Source organism: Lepagella muris (genome assembly GCF_004793975.1).
GTDB lineage: Bacteria > Bacteroidota > Bacteroidia > Bacteroidales > Muribaculaceae > Lepagella > Lepagella muris.
Map to the genome: position 1 here is coordinate 36,243 of NZ_SRYB01000033.1, position 17,502 is coordinate 53,744.

Annotated in this window: 17 protein-coding genes; 13 read left to right on the forward strand and 4 right to left on the reverse strand. The window is 49.0% G+C overall.

Going from position 1 to position 17,502, the window contains the following annotated elements:
• Positions 1 to 9 precede the first annotated feature (9 nt).
• The 12 genes from rpsA (at position 10) to E5331_RS16810 (ending at position 14,004) form a co-directional block, all read left to right on the forward strand.
• Positions 10 to 1,797 (forward strand): 30S ribosomal protein S1, encoded by a 1,788-nt coding sequence (rpsA, locus tag E5331_RS16755; protein ID WP_123484018.1) that lies wholly within the window; start codon positions 10 to 12, stop codon positions 1,795 to 1,797.
• Between the two features lie 151 nt (positions 1,798 to 1,948).
• A complete protein-coding gene (locus E5331_RS16760; RefSeq protein ID WP_123484017.1) occupies positions 1,949 to 2,281 on the forward strand; it encodes a T9SS type A sorting domain-containing protein in 333 nt (110 codons plus the stop codon).
• 40 nt (positions 2,282 to 2,321) lie between these two features.
• The gene (locus E5331_RS16765) at positions 2,322 to 3,347 is read left to right on the forward strand and encodes a branched-chain amino acid aminotransferase (protein ID WP_123484016.1); all 1,026 of its coding nucleotides are present in this window, start codon (positions 2,322 to 2,324) and stop codon (positions 3,345 to 3,347) included.
• Between the two features lie 7 nt (positions 3,348 to 3,354).
• Positions 3,355 to 3,891, forward strand: a complete 537-nt coding sequence (locus E5331_RS16770) for an HD domain-containing protein (RefSeq protein ID WP_123484015.1) — start codon at positions 3,355 to 3,357, stop codon at positions 3,889 to 3,891.
• Between the two features lie 176 nt (positions 3,892 to 4,067).
• The gene (locus tag E5331_RS16775; protein ID WP_123484014.1) at positions 4,068 to 6,908 is read left to right on the forward strand and encodes a putative LPS assembly protein LptD; all 2,841 of its coding nucleotides are present in this window, start codon (positions 4,068 to 4,070) and stop codon (positions 6,906 to 6,908) included.
• A gap of 189 nt (positions 6,909 to 7,097) precedes the next feature.
• The gene (locus E5331_RS16780) at positions 7,098 to 7,394 is read left to right on the forward strand and encodes a hypothetical protein (RefSeq protein ID WP_123484013.1); all 297 of its coding nucleotides are present in this window, start codon (positions 7,098 to 7,100) and stop codon (positions 7,392 to 7,394) included.
• Positions 7,395 to 7,396: 2 nt separating this feature from the next.
• On the forward strand, positions 7,397 to 7,702 hold the full coding sequence (locus tag E5331_RS16785; RefSeq protein ID WP_168355280.1) for a cell division protein ZapA: 306 nt from the start codon (positions 7,397 to 7,399) through the stop codon (positions 7,700 to 7,702).
• A gap of 158 nt (positions 7,703 to 7,860) precedes the next feature.
• Entirely contained in the window at positions 7,861 to 9,402 is a 1,542-nt protein-coding gene (gene rny / locus E5331_RS16790) for a ribonuclease Y (protein WP_123484011.1), read from the forward strand.
• A 15-nt stretch (positions 9,403 to 9,417) separates the two neighbouring features.
• Positions 9,418 to 10,683 (forward strand): PSP1 domain-containing protein, encoded by a 1,266-nt coding sequence (locus E5331_RS16795; protein ID WP_123484010.1) that lies wholly within the window; start codon positions 9,418 to 9,420, stop codon positions 10,681 to 10,683.
• Between the two features lie 24 nt (positions 10,684 to 10,707).
• A complete protein-coding gene (locus E5331_RS16800) occupies positions 10,708 to 11,280 on the forward strand; it encodes a gliding motility lipoprotein GldH family protein (protein WP_123484009.1) in 573 nt (190 codons plus the stop codon).
• Complete coding sequence (locus tag E5331_RS16805) at positions 11,277 to 12,458, forward strand: M24 family metallopeptidase (protein ID WP_123484008.1); 1,182 nt, start codon at positions 11,277 to 11,279, stop codon at positions 12,456 to 12,458. Before E5331_RS16800 ends, E5331_RS16805 begins: the two co-directional genes overlap by 4 nt.
• 118 nt (positions 12,459 to 12,576) lie before the next feature.
• The gene (locus tag E5331_RS16810) at positions 12,577 to 14,004 is read left to right on the forward strand and encodes a CCA tRNA nucleotidyltransferase (protein ID WP_123484007.1); all 1,428 of its coding nucleotides are present in this window, start codon (positions 12,577 to 12,579) and stop codon (positions 14,002 to 14,004) included.
• 149 nt (positions 14,005 to 14,153) lie between these two features.
• Here the strand turns inward: E5331_RS16810 and tsf are convergent, their stop codons facing one another.
• From tsf to rplM, 4 genes are all read right to left on the reverse strand, one after another.
• Positions 14,154 to 15,146 carry a translation elongation factor Ts gene (gene tsf / locus E5331_RS16815; RefSeq protein ID WP_123484006.1) on the reverse strand — a complete coding sequence of 331 codons (993 nt, stop codon included), beginning with the start codon at positions 15,144 to 15,146 and terminating at the stop codon, positions 14,154 to 14,156.
• A gap of 19 nt (positions 15,147 to 15,165) precedes the next feature.
• Positions 15,166 to 15,990, reverse strand: coding sequence for a 30S ribosomal protein S2 (gene rpsB / locus E5331_RS16820; RefSeq protein WP_123484005.1), 825 nt, complete (start codon positions 15,988 to 15,990; stop codon positions 15,166 to 15,168).
• A gap of 161 nt (positions 15,991 to 16,151) precedes the next feature.
• A complete protein-coding gene (rpsI, locus tag E5331_RS16825; RefSeq protein WP_123484004.1) occupies positions 16,152 to 16,538 on the reverse strand; it encodes a 30S ribosomal protein S9 in 387 nt (128 codons plus the stop codon).
• 9 nt (positions 16,539 to 16,547) lie between these two features.
• Entirely contained in the window at positions 16,548 to 17,027 is a 480-nt protein-coding gene (gene rplM, locus E5331_RS16830; RefSeq protein WP_123484003.1) for a 50S ribosomal protein L13, read from the reverse strand.
• A 270-nt stretch (positions 17,028 to 17,297) separates the two neighbouring features.
• Between rplM and E5331_RS20805 the strand changes: the two genes are divergently transcribed.
• A partial coding sequence (locus E5331_RS20805; protein WP_275441273.1) for a hypothetical protein occupies positions 17,298 to 17,502 on the forward strand: 205 nt, incomplete at its 3' end.

The window sequence follows — 17,502 nt, forward strand, 5'->3', positions numbered from 1 at the left end:
TAACTTTTAATGACTGAAACTAAAGTTCAAAGCCCGATTGAAGACTTCGATTGGGCAGCCTATGAAAACGGCGAGACAGCTGGTTCGAAGAGCCGCGAGGAGCTTGTAAACACCTACGACGAATCTCTTAAGACAGCTAAAGACAATGAAGTGGTGACCGGCGTGGTTAAATCCATTTCCAAACGTGAGGTTCGTGTCGACATCGGCATGAAATCAGACGCCATCATCCCCGTTTCAGAATTCCGCTACAATCCCGACCTTAAGGTAGGCGACGAAGTGGAGGTATTCATCGAGACTCTTGAAGACAAGAACGGCCAGCTCCGTCTTTCCCACAAGAAAGCATGCCAGACCCGCAGCTGGGATCGCGTCAACCAGGCTCTCGAAAACGACGAGATCATCAAAGGCTACGTTAAATCACGCACCAAAGGCGGCATGATCGTCGACGTGTTCGGCATCGAGGCATTCCTCCCCGGCTCTCAGATCGACGTTCGTCCTATCCGCGACTACGATGTGTTCGTCGACAAGACTATGGAATTCAAGGTTGTCAAAATCAACCAGGAATATAAGAACGTCGTTGTGTCTCACAAGGCTCTCATCGAAGCTGAACTCGAGGCTCAGAAACGCGAAATCATCTCCAAGCTTGAAAAAGGCCAGGTGCTTGAAGGCAAGGTCAAGAACATCACTCCTTACGGCGTATTCGTTGACCTCGGCGGTGTTGACGGTCTCGTACACATCACCGACCTCTCTTGGGGCCGTGTATCTGATCCCCGCGAAGTTGTTGAGCTCGACCAGGATATCAAAGTCGTTATCCTCGACTTCGACAATGAGAAGAAACGCATCGCTCTTGGTGTTAAGCAGCTTCTTCCCCATCCCTGGGATGCTCTTGACCAGACTGTCAAAGTGGGCGACCACATCAAGGGCCGTGTAGTCGTTATGGCTGACTACGGTGCATTCGTTGAGGTACAGCCCGGCGTTGAGGGTCTTATCCACGTGTCAGAGATGTCTTGGAGCCAGCACCTCCGCAGCGCACAGGACTTCCTGAAAGTAGGCGACGAAGTTGAGGCTGTCGTATTGACTCTCGACCGCGACGACCGCAAGATGAGCCTCGGCATCAAGCAGCTCAAGAAAGATCCTTGGGAGAACATCGAGGAGAAATATGCAATCGGTTCTCGCCACACTGCAAAAGTACGCAACTTCACCAACTTCGGCGTATTCGTTGAGATCGAAGAGGGCGTTGACGGACTCATCCACATCTCCGACCTCTCTTGGACTAAGAAAATCAAACATCCTTCTGAGTTCACTCAGGTGGGCAATGAGATCGAGGTTCAGGTTCTTGAGATCGATAAGGACAACCGTCGTCTGTCTCTCGGCCACAAGCAGCTCGAGGAGAATCCCTGGGACGTATTTGAGACAATCTTCACTGTCGGCTCTATTCATGAGGGCGTGATCACTGAAGTGATGGACAAAGGCGCAGTCATCGCTCTTGAATATGGCGTTGAAGGCTTCGCTACTCCCAAGCACCTCGTGAAAGAAGACGGCTCTCAGGCTAAACTTGACGAGAAGCTCAACTTCAAGGTGATCGAGTTCAACAAAGACAGCAAACGCATCATCCTTTCACACAGCCGCATAGCTGAAGACGCCAACAAGGCAGAGACTCGCCAGCAGCGTCCCGCAGCTAAGAAGCCCCGTCGTGAGGAGGAAGCTACAGTGGCTCCCGCTATAGAGAAGACAACTCTCGGCGACCTCGGTGCTCTCCAGGCTCTCAAAGAGCAGATGCAGAAAGAGGAGCGCAAATAATATTGCCTCGCAGAATGCATCATTATCCGTCATATAACGGCAAAATATCATAAAAAAAATGGGAAACTTTTCGTTTCCCATTTTTTTTTGTAATTTTACGTTCCAAACAGGCATACTCCACAAAATTCCGGAGAGCCAAAATGTCCGAACGATGAAACACATTCTCCTGACATCTGCATTATCGCTTATAGCCTTGCTCAGCTCCGCTTCCACCACGGGCGTACCGGAAAGCGGATGGGAGTCTGTGAAATCTGACGTGCAGGATACACGGATGGTGGTGAAAGAGCCGGAGATTGAGATACGTACCGCCCCCCTGCTCATCGTAGTGTCAACATCCCAGCAAGTCAGAATTAAAATATTCTCGATTCTCGGACGCCTCGTATCCGACGCGACCCTACAGCCCGGCACATCCCGACTTTCGCTTGATTCTCACGGTGTGTATATAGTGAAGGCGGGCACACTGACGTGTAAGGTCGCTATTTGATTATCGCTTTTTATTTTCTTACATTTTAATTTATATAATTATGAAACAGCCGGAAATCGATTGGAGCAACTTATCGTTCAGCTACCTGAAAACAGATTTCAACGTGAGATGCACCTATAAAGACGGCAAATGGGGCGAGATAGAAGTATCCGATTCCGAATACATCCCCCTACACATAGCCGCATCATGCCTCCACTACGGACAAGAGGCATTCGAAGGGCTAAAAGCCTTCAGAGGCAAGGATGGGAAAGTGCGCGTGTTCAGAATGGAAGAGAACGCCCGTCGATTCATCCGCTCGGCGGAAGGACTCAAGATGCAACCTATGCCCGAGGAGATTTTCTGCGAGATGGTAAGGAAAGTGGTGAAACTCAACGAACGTTTCATACCCCCCTACGGCACAGGAGCATCGCTCTACATACGCCCGCTTGAGATAGGAATCTCTCCCCGCGTCGGAGTAAGCCCCGCAAGCGAATACCTCGTAATAATGCTCGTCACTCCAGTAGGTCCATACTTCAAGGAGGGATTCAAACCCACGAAAGTATGCATCAGCAGGGAATATGACCGCGTGGCTCCAAAAGGCACCGGTTCGATAAAGGCAGGTGGCAACTATGGTGCTTCGCTCGTGGCAGGCGAAAAGGCGCACGAACTCGGATATTCCGTAATGCTATATCTCGACCCAAAGGAGAAGAAATATATCGACGAATGTGGTGCTGCCAACTTCTTCGGTATAAAGGGCAACAGCTATGTCACTCCCGCAAGCGAGTCAATACTCCCGTCAATCACCAATAAGAGTCTGCGTCAGCTTGCCAAAGATATGGGAATGACAGTAGAGGAACGCCACGTGCCTCTTGAGGAACTCGCTTCATTTGAGGAGATTGCCGCCTGCGGCACAGCTGCCGTATGCTCACCCGTCTCTGAAATAGACGACCTCGACACCGGCGATAAATACATTATTTCCGCCACAGGAGAAGCCGGACCCGTGACAACTGCCCTATATAATAAGATTCGTGCCATCCAATATGGAGAGGAACCCGATACCCACGGATGGTGTGAAGTGATCGAATGATTCCGATATGGATATAGAAAAAATATTCTCTCTTTTCTATAACAATAATAAAGCTCTCCTCGCCACTGTGATTCTCCATTCGGAGTGCGTGGCGAGGAAAGCACTTTTATGTGCCGACAAAAGAGGCATTGACGTTGACCGCACATTCGTAAGAGAGGCGGCCATGCTCCACGACATAGGAGTGGTGCGCTGCAACGCCCCATCCATCCATTGCCTCGGGGAGTTGCCATATATATGCCATGGCGTAGCCGGACGTGAGATGCTTGATAATCTCGGACTCCACCGCCATGCTCTCGTATGCGAACGCCACACCGGTTCAGGGCTGACAGTAGAGGATATAATACGTCAGGGGCTTCCGCTACCTCATCGCGAAATGCTACCCATAACCACCGAAGAGAAGCTCATTTGCTATGCCGACAAATTCTTCTCAAAGTCAGGCGACCTTACAGAGGAGAAGACGCTCGACAAAATCATATCCCAGATGAGTGCACATGGAGAGGACTCTCTCGCCCGATTCATGCAGCTTCATGAATTATTCGGATGACAACTCGCTTCCCTATCCCCCCGACCATCACCTCCCCCTCGCCACCATATCCGGATCAAATATCTCCGGATAAAGTCACTTTTTACATTTGGCTATCCCCCTTTTTAGCATTTTTAAATATATATTTTGTATTTTATTGCTAACTTTGTAGCCGCAACGATAACACCTTCTCTTCATTGAGACGTATCTATTTATATATCATAGCTTTAACCTGTATAGGGTTCGCAATAGCGCAGCAATCTTCGACTCCGCCCCAGAAAAAGGCGGAGAAAAAGCTGTCTGACGCCGACTTAATTGGGTCGGCAAATCTTTTCGTGCCTGTTGACACCGTATCAAACGATTCAACCGCATACAATGACTCCGCCGCACACAACGACTCAAGCTACCGCGCCCGTCGTGCCAACGCTCTTCCCAACGACACATCACGCACCTCCCTCTCGAGAATAAACCGAGAAAAGGCTGATCTGGAATACTCCGTGACATTCGATGCGAAGGATTCTCTCGTGATGATCGGGCAGAATAATGCTTATCTTTATGGCGACGGCAACGTGGAATACGGTCAGTTCAAGCTAAACTCTCAGGAGATACGTATGGAGCTTGATAAATCCACCGTATATGCCACCGGAGTTGTTGACTCAACCGGTAATCTTGCCGGTTCGCCGATATTCCAGGACGGGAAAGACCAATACGAGTCAAAGGAGATGACCTACAACTTCAAGACAGAACGAGGATTCATCACCGACGTAATCTCCGAACAAGGGGAAGGATACCTCACCGGCGGAGCATCCAAGAAAATGGAAGACGGCTCTTTCTTCATCAAAGATGGAAAATACACCACCTGCGACGACCATGATCATCCCCACTTCTATTTCAACGTCACAAGGGGGAAGATGATCCCAAACAAGAACATCGTGACCGGTCCGGTCTACATGGTGCTCTCCGACGTACCTCTCCCAATTGCTCTCCCATTCGGCTACTTCCCCTTCACAAAAGACTATTCCAGCGGCATAATATTCCCGACTTTCGGCGAGGACTACAACCGCGGATTCTATCTGCGCGACGGCGGATATTATTTCGCCATATCCGATTACGTTGACCTTGCCCTCCGGGGAGAGATCTACACAAAGGGCTCTTGGGGAGTGTCCGGACATACCTCCTACACGAAACGCTATCGGTTCAGAGGTAATTTCGATTTCTCTTACCTCACTACAATATATGGCGACAAAGGGAGTCCCGACTACTCAAAACAGACCAATTTCCAGGTAGTGTGGAGCCATTCGCAAGACACCAAGGCTAATCCCAACATGAATTTCTCCGCCTCGGTCAACTTCGCGACATCCGGCTACTCACGCAATGACCTCAACTCCTACTACAACTCCTCTTTTACAGAGAATACAAAATCTTCGACCGTCAACATGACCTACCGGTTCCCCGGCACGAAATGGAGTCTGTCGACTACCGCCAACATCTCCCAACGTACACAGGACTCCACGCTTGCCGTGTCATTCCCGAACCTCAACGTGACGCTATCTCAGGTAGCTCCCTTCAAAAGGAAGAAGTCGGTAGGTGGCGAACGCTGGTATGAGAAAATACGTCTCTCTTATTCCGGTCAGTTCCAAAACTCCCTGACTGCGCAGCAAGACGTCTTTTTCAAGAAAAGCCTTATAAAGGACTGGAGAAACGGCATGAAACATTATCTGCCAATCTCCGCCACCTTCTCCATCTTTAAATATATCAACATATCCCCCTCAATCGCCATGAACGACCGTATGTACACATCCAAGATACGTCGTCAGTGGGACACACAGGCATCAAGAGAGATTGCCGACACTACCTACGGATTCTACAATCTCTTCGACTTTAACGCATCGCTATCCTTCGACACAAAGATATACGGATTCTGGAAACCGATGAAGTTCCTCGGCGACAAGGTGCAGATGATACGCCACGTCATAACGCCGACAGTCTCTATTTACGGTGCACCCGACTTCTCCGATCCCATGTGGGGAGTATGGGGGGCATACGACTATGTAGACAGTCAAGGAAGACCACAGCATAAGAAATACAACTATTTCTCTCATGGTGTGTTCGGTGCACCCTCTCAGGGTAAATCAGGAGTTGTGTCGCTGAGTCTCGCCAACAACCTCGAGATGAAAGTGAAGAGCGACAAGGATTCCACCGGAATGAAGAAAGTGTCGCTCATAGAGAACTTCACAATCAGCCAGAGCTATAACTTTGCAGCCGACTCGATGAACTGGAGTAATGTCAACACCTCTATCCTCCTGCGCCTGGTGAAGAACTTCAACCTCAACCTCTCCGCCACTTGGGATCCCTACACCTACCAACTCTCCTCCTCCGGCACGCCGGTGAGGGTGAACGTGCCACGCTGGAAGGCCGGCAAAGGATGGGTGAAACTCGCCTCCACAGGCACATCCTTCTCCTACACCTTCAACAACCAGACCTTCAAGAAAAAGAAGGATAAGGATAACGGCGACAATAACAATAATAACAACGGGGAGCAGGACGGCGACACACCATTTGACGGCACAGACGGGAACGATGCTATTGACAACTTGGGCGACGACCCGAGAGACCGACGACGCCGCGATGCCAAGCAGCAGGCAGCCACTGCCGATGCCGACGGCTATACGAAATGGGAATGCCCGTGGAGTCTCACGTTCAACTATTCCGTCAACTACGGCTACGGCGCGTTTGACTACAACAAACTCGACTATAAAGGGAAATGGACCCAAAACCTCTCCTTCTCCGGCAACATACGCCCTACCCCTAACTGGAACTTCTCATTCTCGGCTTCCTACAACTTCGACCTGAAAAAGATAGCCTACATGAACTGTTCCATATCGCGCGACCTTCACTGCTTCACGATGTCGGCATCCTTCGTGCCGTTCGGACCATACAAATCATACAACTTCCACATCTCAGTGAAGTCGTCATTGCTTAAGGATCTCAAATACGACAAGCGGTCGTCAAGCACCAACGGCATACAATGGTACTGATACGCCGCAGTCACTTCATGTCGGTCTCACACCTCTGTCATACCCACGATTTTTTCAGGCAGTATCGACAGTCTGTCGGGATAAGACAATGATGGCTGAAGAGAATTTGAGACCAAGTTTGAGATTAAGATTCCATCATATTTGGAAAATTCGCACACATTTATTACTTTTGTAAAAAATTAGGCAGAGATGGCGCAACCTCTTATCACGATCCTCCGTGAGCTTGATGATAAAATCATTGAGATCACGGCTGTTCATCAAAAACTTCAAGACAAGATAGCCAAGCTTGAAGAAGAGAACGACAACCTGCGGCAGGAATTGGAAGAGACACGCGCACGGCTTCATAAATCGCAGACCGACGCCACATTTCTTACAATGTCTCACCGACTTGCAGATTCACCCGATTCTCTGATAAGCACACGCCGTCGAATTGCCCGATTAATACGCACCGTCGATAAATGCATCTCCATGCTAAAGGAGGAATGACGATGAACGACTCTGACAACGTAAAAATGACAATCAATATAGGCGGAGAGCATATAAGGCTCACCGTCGCTTTCAACAGCCAGGATATTGTCCGTGATGCGGAGAAGGCAGCGACCCAGCTATTCGATGAATGGCGGAGAAAATGGCCCTCCCGTTCCGACAAGGAGGTTATGGCTATGGTGGCATACCAGTTCGCTTATTTCTATAGGAAACTGCTGATAATGCATGCCGATGCAGCCGATATTGCCCAGACATGCAACCACAGGCTTTCCGACCTTTTGGCTCTTGACTATTCCTCCGGGATATAAAGCATTCTCTATTCCACGTTTTCATTCGTTCATTTTCCAAAATGGCATCCCTTATGTTGCCTCGACTGTGCACTCCCATGACGGAAGGCACCGCATTCTGCATGTCAATGTCACAATAGCCGATAATCTTTTAATACCCTATTTATATTTAAACAGCAATGAACACAGCAATATGGATCATAGGCGGCATACTGGCTGCATTAGCAGGATATGTCGTGGCTTACTTCATATCGAAACAGAACGCCAAATCAGCTGCCAACATCATCCTTGAGGATGCGAAACGCGAGGCAGACGTAATCAAGGAGAAGAAAATCCTTCAGGCTAAGGAGGAGGAGATGAAAATTCTCTCTGAAGCCGACCGTACAGCCACCCAGAAAATTCAGAAAGCCCAGGCTTCTGAATCAAGAGCTCGCCAGCGTGAGCAGCAGCTCAACCAGCAACAGGGAGAGATAGCTCGCAGAAAGAGGGAACTCGATTCCGTGAAGGCAACACTCGACGCACGCGAGCAGGCATTGGAGCAACGTAGCCAGAAAGCCGAGCAGCTATGCCGCGAGGCTCAGGAGGAGCTTGAAAGAATCTCCGGTCTGTCTGTGGAGGAGGCTAAGGAGAAACTCGTGGAGTCTCTCAAGGATGAGGCAAAATCAGCTGCCGCAAGCTATATCAACGACATCATGGACGATGCTAAACTCACGGCATCAAGAGAGGCTAAGAAAATCGTCATCCAATCGATTCAGCGTGTGGCAACGGAGACGGCAGTGGAAAACTCCGTCACTGTATTCCATATCGACAACGATGAGATAAAAGGACGCATCATCGGACGCGAGGGGCGCAATATACGTGCTCTTGAGGCTGCCACAGGCATCGAGATAATCGTAGACGACACACCCGAGGCTATCGTCCTCTCCGGTTTTGACCCCGTAAGAAGGGAGATCGCCCGACTTGCACTGCATCAGCTCGTGGTTGACGGAAGAATACACCCCGCCCGTATTGAGGAGGTGGTGGCAAAGGTGCGCAAGCAGGTGGAGGAAGAGATCATCGAGACCGGCAAACGCACGGCAATCGACCTCGGAATACACGGACTGCACCCCGAACTCATCCGAATGGTAGGCAAGATGAAATATCGCTCATCCTACGGTCAGAATCTTCTGCAGCACTCGCGTGAGACTGCCAACCTGTGTGCAGTAATGGCATCCGAACTCGGATTGAATCCGAAAAAGGCACGCCGTGCCGGACTCCTTCACGATATAGGCAAGGTGCCCGATGATGAGCCGGAACTCCCGCACGCTCTTCTCGGCATGAAGCTGGCTGAGAAATTCAAAGAGAAACCGGAGATATGCAACGCCATCGGTGCACACCATGACGAAGTGGAACAGACTTCGCTTCTCGCCCCCATCGTGCAGGTGTGTGACGCAATATCCGGAGCCCGCCCCGGAGCCCGTCGTGAAATAGTAGAGGCATACATAAAGCGTCTTAACGACCTTGAGCAGCTCGCCCTCTCTTATCCTGGCGTGCTCAAGACCTACGCTATACAGGCAGGTAGGGAATTGCGCGTGATTGTCGGTGCAGACAAGATCACAGATGAGGAGACCGACAAGCTATCGAATGAAATCGCCCGCAAGATACAGGACGAGATGACATATCCGGGACAAGTGAAAATCACTGTCATCCGTGAGACCCGCGCCGTGGCGTTCGCGAAATAACATAGTCTGCTTTTTATGGAAGAGAAAGTACAGAATGTGTTTAACAGTGGATGCGGCAGTTGCCAGAAGAGAAGTTCCTGCACAGGTTGCCCCAGAAGGGAACAGCGCGGCAAACTTCTCGCAACAGACTGGCTCGCCGATATCCCTGGCGTGGATCCTAAGGGCATAGTGGAAGTAATGTTCAAGAACACGCGCATCGGCTTCTACTCCAACCCCTCGGCATTCCCTCTCAAAATAGGCGATATTGTGGCAGTCGAGGCGTCTCCGGGACATGATATCGGAAGAGTCACCATGATTGGTCCGCTCGTTGCGCTACAGATGAAGAAAAACGGGGTGAAGCCTACGGCTGAACTGAAGAAAGTGTTCCGTATAGCACGCCCGTCGGATATAGAGAAATTTGAGGAGGCTCGCGCACGCGAACATTCCACGATGATAAAGGCGAGATCCATAGCTGAAGAGTTGGGACTGGCTATGAAAATCGGAGATGTGGAATACCAAGGCGACGGCGGAAAGGCTATTTTCTATTACATCGCAGACGAACGCGTGGATTTCAGGAAGCTGATCCGTATCCTCGCCGACACCTTCAAGGTGAGAATCGAGATGAAACAGATAGGAGCCCGACAGGAAGCCGGAAGAATCGGTGGCATCGGTCCATGCGGACGCCCGCTATGCTGCTCGTCGTGGATGGGTAAGTTCGTTTCTGTAGGAACAGGAGCGGCACGACTTCAGGATCTCTCGATGAATCCTCAGAAACTCGCCGGACAATGTGCCAAGCTGAAATGCTGTCTCAACTTCGAGACCGACTCTTACGCAGAGGCGCAGAAGAAGTTGCCACCGAAAGACGTGACTCTTGAGACGAAAGATAACACCTTCTATTATTTCAAGCCCGATATACTGGCACATAAGATCACGTATTCCACCGACCGCAACATACCGGCGAATCTCGTGACAATCTCAGCATCTCGCGCTTTTGAGATAATTGCCCTCAACAAGCAAGGCATACGTGTTGACTCGCTTGATCCCAACTCTGACGAAACCTCCAAAAAGGAATATGGCGACATAATCGGGCAGGACAGCCTCACCCGATTTGATAAAAACAAGAAGAAGAAAAAGAAGAAGAACAAATCCCCGGAAGAGCAACGCAAGGAGAAACCGGCTCTGGAAAAACCACGCGATGACTCCCGACCTGACGACCGTCCGGCTGCAGCAAGAGCACCGCAGGATAATAGACCGAAACCCAAAAAGAAACCAAAGCCCAAGCCACGTCAGCAGGAGGGATAAAATTCTTCTCAATATATCCTCGATATGAATCACTACGTATCTCATCTACGGTCCATCTTGCCGATGAATGCAAAGTCATCGGCAAGATGGTCACTCTTTTTATTCGCCACAGGATTTGCAGGGATAATGTCATCTTGTCTGGAAAACTCCGGCGTGGAGTTTTCATCGTTTGTGGATATTCCTGAATCCGGTATTCCGTCCGGATGGGAATATGAGTTTAGTCCTGTGCCCACTGATTCCTGCAACGTCGACTCAATCCCTTACGACGTCATGATCGTAGTCAGATACTCCGCATCGGCAAAGCCACGCGAAATAACGTTCAACCTGGAAGAGATCAGTTTCGGCATGGAATGTCCGGATTCAACCAAATTGACTATTCCCCTGTTTGATAAGGAGGACAGACCTATCGGCAATGGCATATATTCCATCTATGAGACCACCGACACTCTTCATCGGTCAATAAAGATTCCTGAAGGATATTCCATATCGGTTGGCTCAAACATACCGCAGGAAGAGACGGAAGGTATCCACGCCATAGGGATAGTGATGTCGAGATCCGGAGCCTACAAAACACTTAAAAATATTCTTGATTTATGAAATTAATACGCGAAGATATATCAGCCGACATTCAAAAACGCATTGATACAATCAGGCTTAAAATAAAATCTGAAGGGTTGGATGCAATTCTGTTGGCATCCAATTCCAACATATTCTATACGTCAGGACGCCTTTTCAGAGGCTACGTGTATATCACTCCGGAGCATCCGGCATTGTATTTCGTGGTGCGCCCACTCTCCGTGGATACCTCAGACGACACCATTATCCTGCGTAAGCCGGAACTCATACCCTCTATACTTAAGGAGAAAGGGATGCCCCTCCCAAAGAGATTAGGGCTGGAATTCGACGACCTCTATTATTCAGAAATCACGCGTCTTCAGGCAGCCTTCCCGGAGGCTACGGCAGAAAATTGCTCCCACCTTCTCCGCAAGGTAAGGATGGTGAAGACCCAATGGGAACTTGACTGCATGAGGTACGATGGTTTGCGACAGGCGTCTGCCTATCGACGCTTCTCCAAATGCTATCGCGAGGATATGACCGACGTAGAGTTTCAGATTGAGATCGAGCGTCTGCTCCGCCTTGAGGGGTGTCTCGGCTACATACGCACTTCCGGAAGCCAAATGGAAATAAACATGGGTTCGGTAATTGCCGGAGATAATGCCGATGCACCGAGTCCGTATGACTTCACTATGGGTGGTGCCGGTGTCGATCCGTCGCTTCCTGTAGGTGCCAATGGAGCGATCATGCATCCCGGAGAGACCGTGATGATCGACGTATGCGGTGCATTCAACGGATACCAGACCGATATGACCCGCGTATGGAAAATCGGAGAAATACCCGCACTCGCTGAAAAGGCACACGAATGCTCACGTAATATTCTGCGCGAATGTGAGAAAATGGCTGTGCCGGGATGCCGGGTGGCCACTCTTTACGACAAGGCGATAGAGATTGCTCGCAATGAGGGATTGTCGGAATATTTCATGGGACACGCCCAACAGGCTCCCTTCATCGGTCATGGAGTCGGGATCCAACTCAACGAGCTCCCCGTGGTGACGTCACGCAGCCGCGACGTTTTTGAGGAAAACATGACAATCGCTCTCGAGCCTAAATTTGTCATCCCGCATGTAGGTGCGGTAGGTATCGAGAATACTTATATCGTCACTCCCACCGGACTTGAATGTATCACCCCCTTCCCTGAGGAGATACAGAGTCTTTGATGTGGATAACAAAAGTCTATAACTATTGTACGGCTTTTATGCCGCAATCCAAATAATGGTGCCAACATGGCTGACTTAATATCTATAGCCTGTTGACCACTTTTCTAAAACTATTTTGATGAATCTTACAGAAGATCTAAAGAATCCTATATTCAAGACTATCGGCGAGATTTCTGATTCTCTTGGGAAAGATGTATATGCTGTGGGCGGTTTCGTCAGAGACATTTTCCTGCAGCGTCCGTCGAAAGATCTTGATTTCGTCACTGTCGGGTCCGGAATAGAACTGGCTGAGGCGGTGGCTCACCATCTCGGTCCGAAAGCTCATCTGTCGGTATTTCCAAACTACGGGACTGCGCAGGTGAAATTTCGTGATCTCGAGCTTGAGTTTGTCGGTGCAAGAAAAGAATCCTACAACCGCGATTCAAGAAATCCCATCGTGGAAGATGGCACTCTTGAAGATGATATGCGACGCCGCGACTTCACCATAAACGCTATGGCGATATCTCTTAATGAGAAATCGTTTGGTGAGCTTATCGACCCTTTCAACGGACTCATCGACCTCCATTCCGGAGTAATCAAGACTCCGCTCGATCCCGACATCACTTTCTCCGACGACCCCTTGCGTATGCTGCGTGCAATAAGATTCGCCACTCAACTCTATAAGAAGTCGGACGATTCTGAGAATCCATCATACTCTGCATTCCGTATTGACAACGACACATTTTCCGCCATAAAACGAAATGCGCAAAGGATGGAGATAATCACCCGCGAACGCATAAACGATGAGCTCTCAAAGATAATGAGGGCACCGAAACCATCCGTAGGTTGGCGACTCCTTGATATGGCTGGACTTCTCCCCTACGTCTTCCCCTCCCTGATTCCGCTGAAAGGGGTGGAGATGAAAGAGGGGAAAGGACATAAGGATAATTTCTATCATACCATACAGGTGGTTGACAACGTTGCATCAAGATCAGATAACGAATGGCTACGCTGGGCGGCACTCCTTCATGACATTGCCAAACCCACCACGAAACGCTATGACCCCAAACTCGGGTGGACATTCCATAATCATAATTTCATCGGTGAGAAGATGATTCCGCGCATATTCCGCACAATGAAACTCCCTCTCAACGAGAAGATGAAATACGTTGCAAAATTGGTTGGTCTTCACATGCGTCCGCAGTCCGTAGGGGATCAAGGCGTCACCGACTCCGCAGTGAGACGCATGATCACCGATGCAGGCAACGATGTGGAAGATCTCATGATCCTTGCCGAGAGCGACATCACGTCGAAGCAGCCAGATAAGGTGAGACGCCAGCTTGAAGGATTCAAGAAACTCCGCGAACGTATGCAATACGTGCATGATGCGGATGAACTGCGAAACTGGAAAAATCCTGTTGACGGCAATGAGATAATGGAACGTCTCGGTGTAGCACCGGGTCCGGAAATAGCACGCCTTAAAGACATAGTGAAGGAAGCGATAATAGAGGGAGAGATCCCCTACGATCATGACGCAGCATGGGAATATCTGATAAATCATAAATAGGCAATAATTCCCGCCATTATCATTATTGTCATTTCTGTCATTATTGTCATTAATGACAATAATGACAATTTGACAATCTGACAAAAACAATAAAAAGCCGTAGAAATCATTTCTACGGCTTTTCCTTCATCTTTATTTAGGAGATAGGATTAATCCTGATTAAGATTTACGCGCTTGAAGTCAACAACTACAAGACCCTTAACCTCGCTGTCGAGATACTGTGCTACAGTCATCTTGGCATCGCGGTGGTATTCCTGTTCCATCAGACAGTTCTCTTTGAAGAACTTGTTGAGACGACCGTTTGCGATGTTCTGGATCATCTGCTCGGGGAGATTAGCAGCCTTAGCCTCTGCAGTCTCCTTCATGATCTGACGCACTTTGTCTGCATCCTCCTGAGTGAACCAACCCTTAGCAAGGTTAGACTCGATGTGAGCCTCGCTATCGAAGTGGTTGGGGTTGTAGCCGGCTTTGCGGATAGCAGCCTCAACAGCCTTCTTCACCTGCTCCTCTTTAGTCTTCTCGATAGCTACTTTAAGCTCGCCGTCGATTACGTTCTGAGGAACGCAAGTGCGATCCACAGCAACAGGATTCATAGCGGCAACCTGCATGGAGATCTCCTTGCCGATAGCGGGATCGATACCCTCAACGCTAAGACCGACGATAGTGGCAAGCTTGTTGCCAAGGTGGTCGTAAGCAGCTACAGTGGGAGCCTCTACATACTCGTAAGCACCGAGTTCCATCTTCTCACCGGTCTTACCGATCTCGTCAGTGATGTTCTCCTCAACAGTACGACCGTTGAGATCGAGAGCCTTCACCTCGTCAAGACTTTTAGCACCGGCAGCTACAGCAGCATCAAGGATAGCCTTTGTAAGATTGCGGAAAGACTCGTTCTTAGCAACGAAGTCAGTCTCACACTTCAGAGCCACGATAGCAGCGAAACCGGGTTTAGTGGCACTGAGCACGCAACCCTCGGCAGCCTCACGGTCCTCACGTTTTGCAGCTACAGCCTGACCCTTCTTACGGATGATTTCGATGGCAGCCTCAATGTCACCGCCAGTCTCGGCAAGTGCATTCTTGCAGTCCATCATACCTGCGCCGGTCATGTGGCGCAGTTTCTTGATATCTTCAATAGATACAGCCATTGTTATTCTTCTTTAAAAATTATTCAGCAGACTCAGCCTCTGCAGCGGGAGCAGCCTCAGCAGTCTCCTTTGCTGCGCCCTCATTGCGACGCACGCGACGACGCTTTGCAGGAGCATCACCATCCTCTTTGTCTTCCGGAGTGTCGAGTTTTTCAACCTTGCGCTCCTCAAGACCCTCAGCCATAGCTCCGCATACAGCGTCGAGGATAATCTCGATGCTCTTAGAAGCGTCGTCATTTGCCGGGATGATATAGTCTACATTTTCAGGATTTGAATTAGTATCGACCACGCCGAATACAGGTATACCAAGACGGTTAGCCTCAGCCACTGCGATGTGCTCTTTCATAACGTCAACTACGAACAATGCGCTCGGAAGACGAGAAAGGTCAGCGATAGAACCGAGGTTTTTCTCAAGTTTAGCACGCTGGCGAGTGATCTGAAGTTTCTCGCGCTTTGACAGGTTGTCGAAAGTGCCGTCCTTAGCCATCTTGTCGATGGTGGTCATCTTCTTCACAGCCTTTCTGATGGTGGGGAAGTTGGTGAGCATACCGCCGGGCCAACGCTCGATCACGTAAGGCATGCCTACAGAAGCAGCCTTATTAGCGATAGCCTCTTTAGCCTGCTTCTTGGTAGCTACGAAAAGCACCTTTCTGCCGCTCTTTGCGATCTGCTTGAGAGCAGCGGCAGCCTCGTCGATTTTAGCAGCTGTCTTATAAAGGTCGATGATATGGATACCATTGCGCTCCATGAAGATATAAGGAGCCATTGCAGGATTCCATTTACGTTTGAGGTGGCCGAAGTGGCAGCCAGCCTCAAGGAGTTGTTCAAAAGTGGGTGTTGCCATTTTTGTGTTTTCTGTTTTTTGGTCAAGGAAACCCTGACCGGGTGTTTACATTCTTTTTAAATTTCTTTAGAAATCCAATCAGTCGGTAGGAACCGACAAGGTCGGCTCATCCGGCTGATTTAGATACTAAACTGATATTTTTGAAAAGTCCGCGAAAAACATTAACGTTTTGAGAACTGGAAACGTTTGCGGGCTTTGGGCTGACCGGGTTTCTTACGTTCAACAGAACGAGCGTCGCGAGTCATGAAGCCTTCTGCACGGAGAGCAGATTTATCCTCAGGATTAATCTTTACAAGTGCGCGTGCAATAGCAAGGCGAAGGGCCTCTGCCTGACCGGTATAGCCGCCACCGTCTACATGAGCAACGATGTCATACTTCTCTGCCACGTCAAGTTTAGTGAGAGGCTGCTTTACAACATACTGAAGAATAGAAGAGGGGAAATAAACGTCAAGGGGACGCTTGTCGATAACGATGTTACCGTTGCCCTCTGTGAGATAAACTCTCGCTACGGCTGCTTTACGACGGCCAATTGCATTAATTTTTTCCATCTGCTTCTATTATTTCACTTTGTTGATATCTATTACTGTAGGATTGTTTGCCTCATGTCCGTGCTCTGCACCATTGTAGACATAAAGATTATTGAGAAGAGCTGCACCAAGAGGACCCTTGGGGAGCATACCCTTTACAACTTTTATGAACAAAGGATGACGACCTGCCTTAACTGTCTTCTTGAAAGACTTAGCCATAAGATCGCTCGGAGTGAACGTGCGCTGACCACCGGGATAGCCGGTATAGCGGAGATACTCACGTTTTGTCATCTTATCACCGTTCATGATCACCTTCTCTGCATTGATGATGATCACATTGTCACCACAATCAAGATAAGGAGTGTAGCCAGGTTTGTTCTTGCCACGAAGAATTTTTGCCACTTTAGAGCAGAGACGACCAAGTACCTGGTCTGTTGCGTCAATCACCACCCACTGCTTGTTGATTGTTGCAGGAGTAGCTGATTGGGTCTTGTAACTTAATGTATCCACTTTGGATCGAGTTTATTATAAGATTATAAATGTTTTGGAAGTCCGACAATTACGGCTGCCATATAAAATCCGCCTAACGAAACAGACGATGCTTGAAAGGCCTAAAATCTCACATCGCAAGGCAGGCGGCAAACAATTTGGATATAATCGGCTTGCAAAATTACAAAAAAAAGAGCAACCCACAAAATGAATTAAAAAAATTTTTTCATTTTCATCATTTTTCCATTAATGACAATCTGACAATTCGTCAAATCATCATTATTGTCAGTAATGTCAATTTGTCATTATTGTCAATCTGTCAGTAATGACAATAATGACAGTATTGACAAAGAAGTCCAAGAAGTCCCAGCCGTCCAAGAAGTCCAAGAAGTTGCTATCCCCTCCGGGGATAACAACGACAACCACAACAAAAAAAGGAAGCCGGCTGATCGCTCAGTCGGCTTCCATAAGGCGGCGATTACCTACTCTCCCGCTC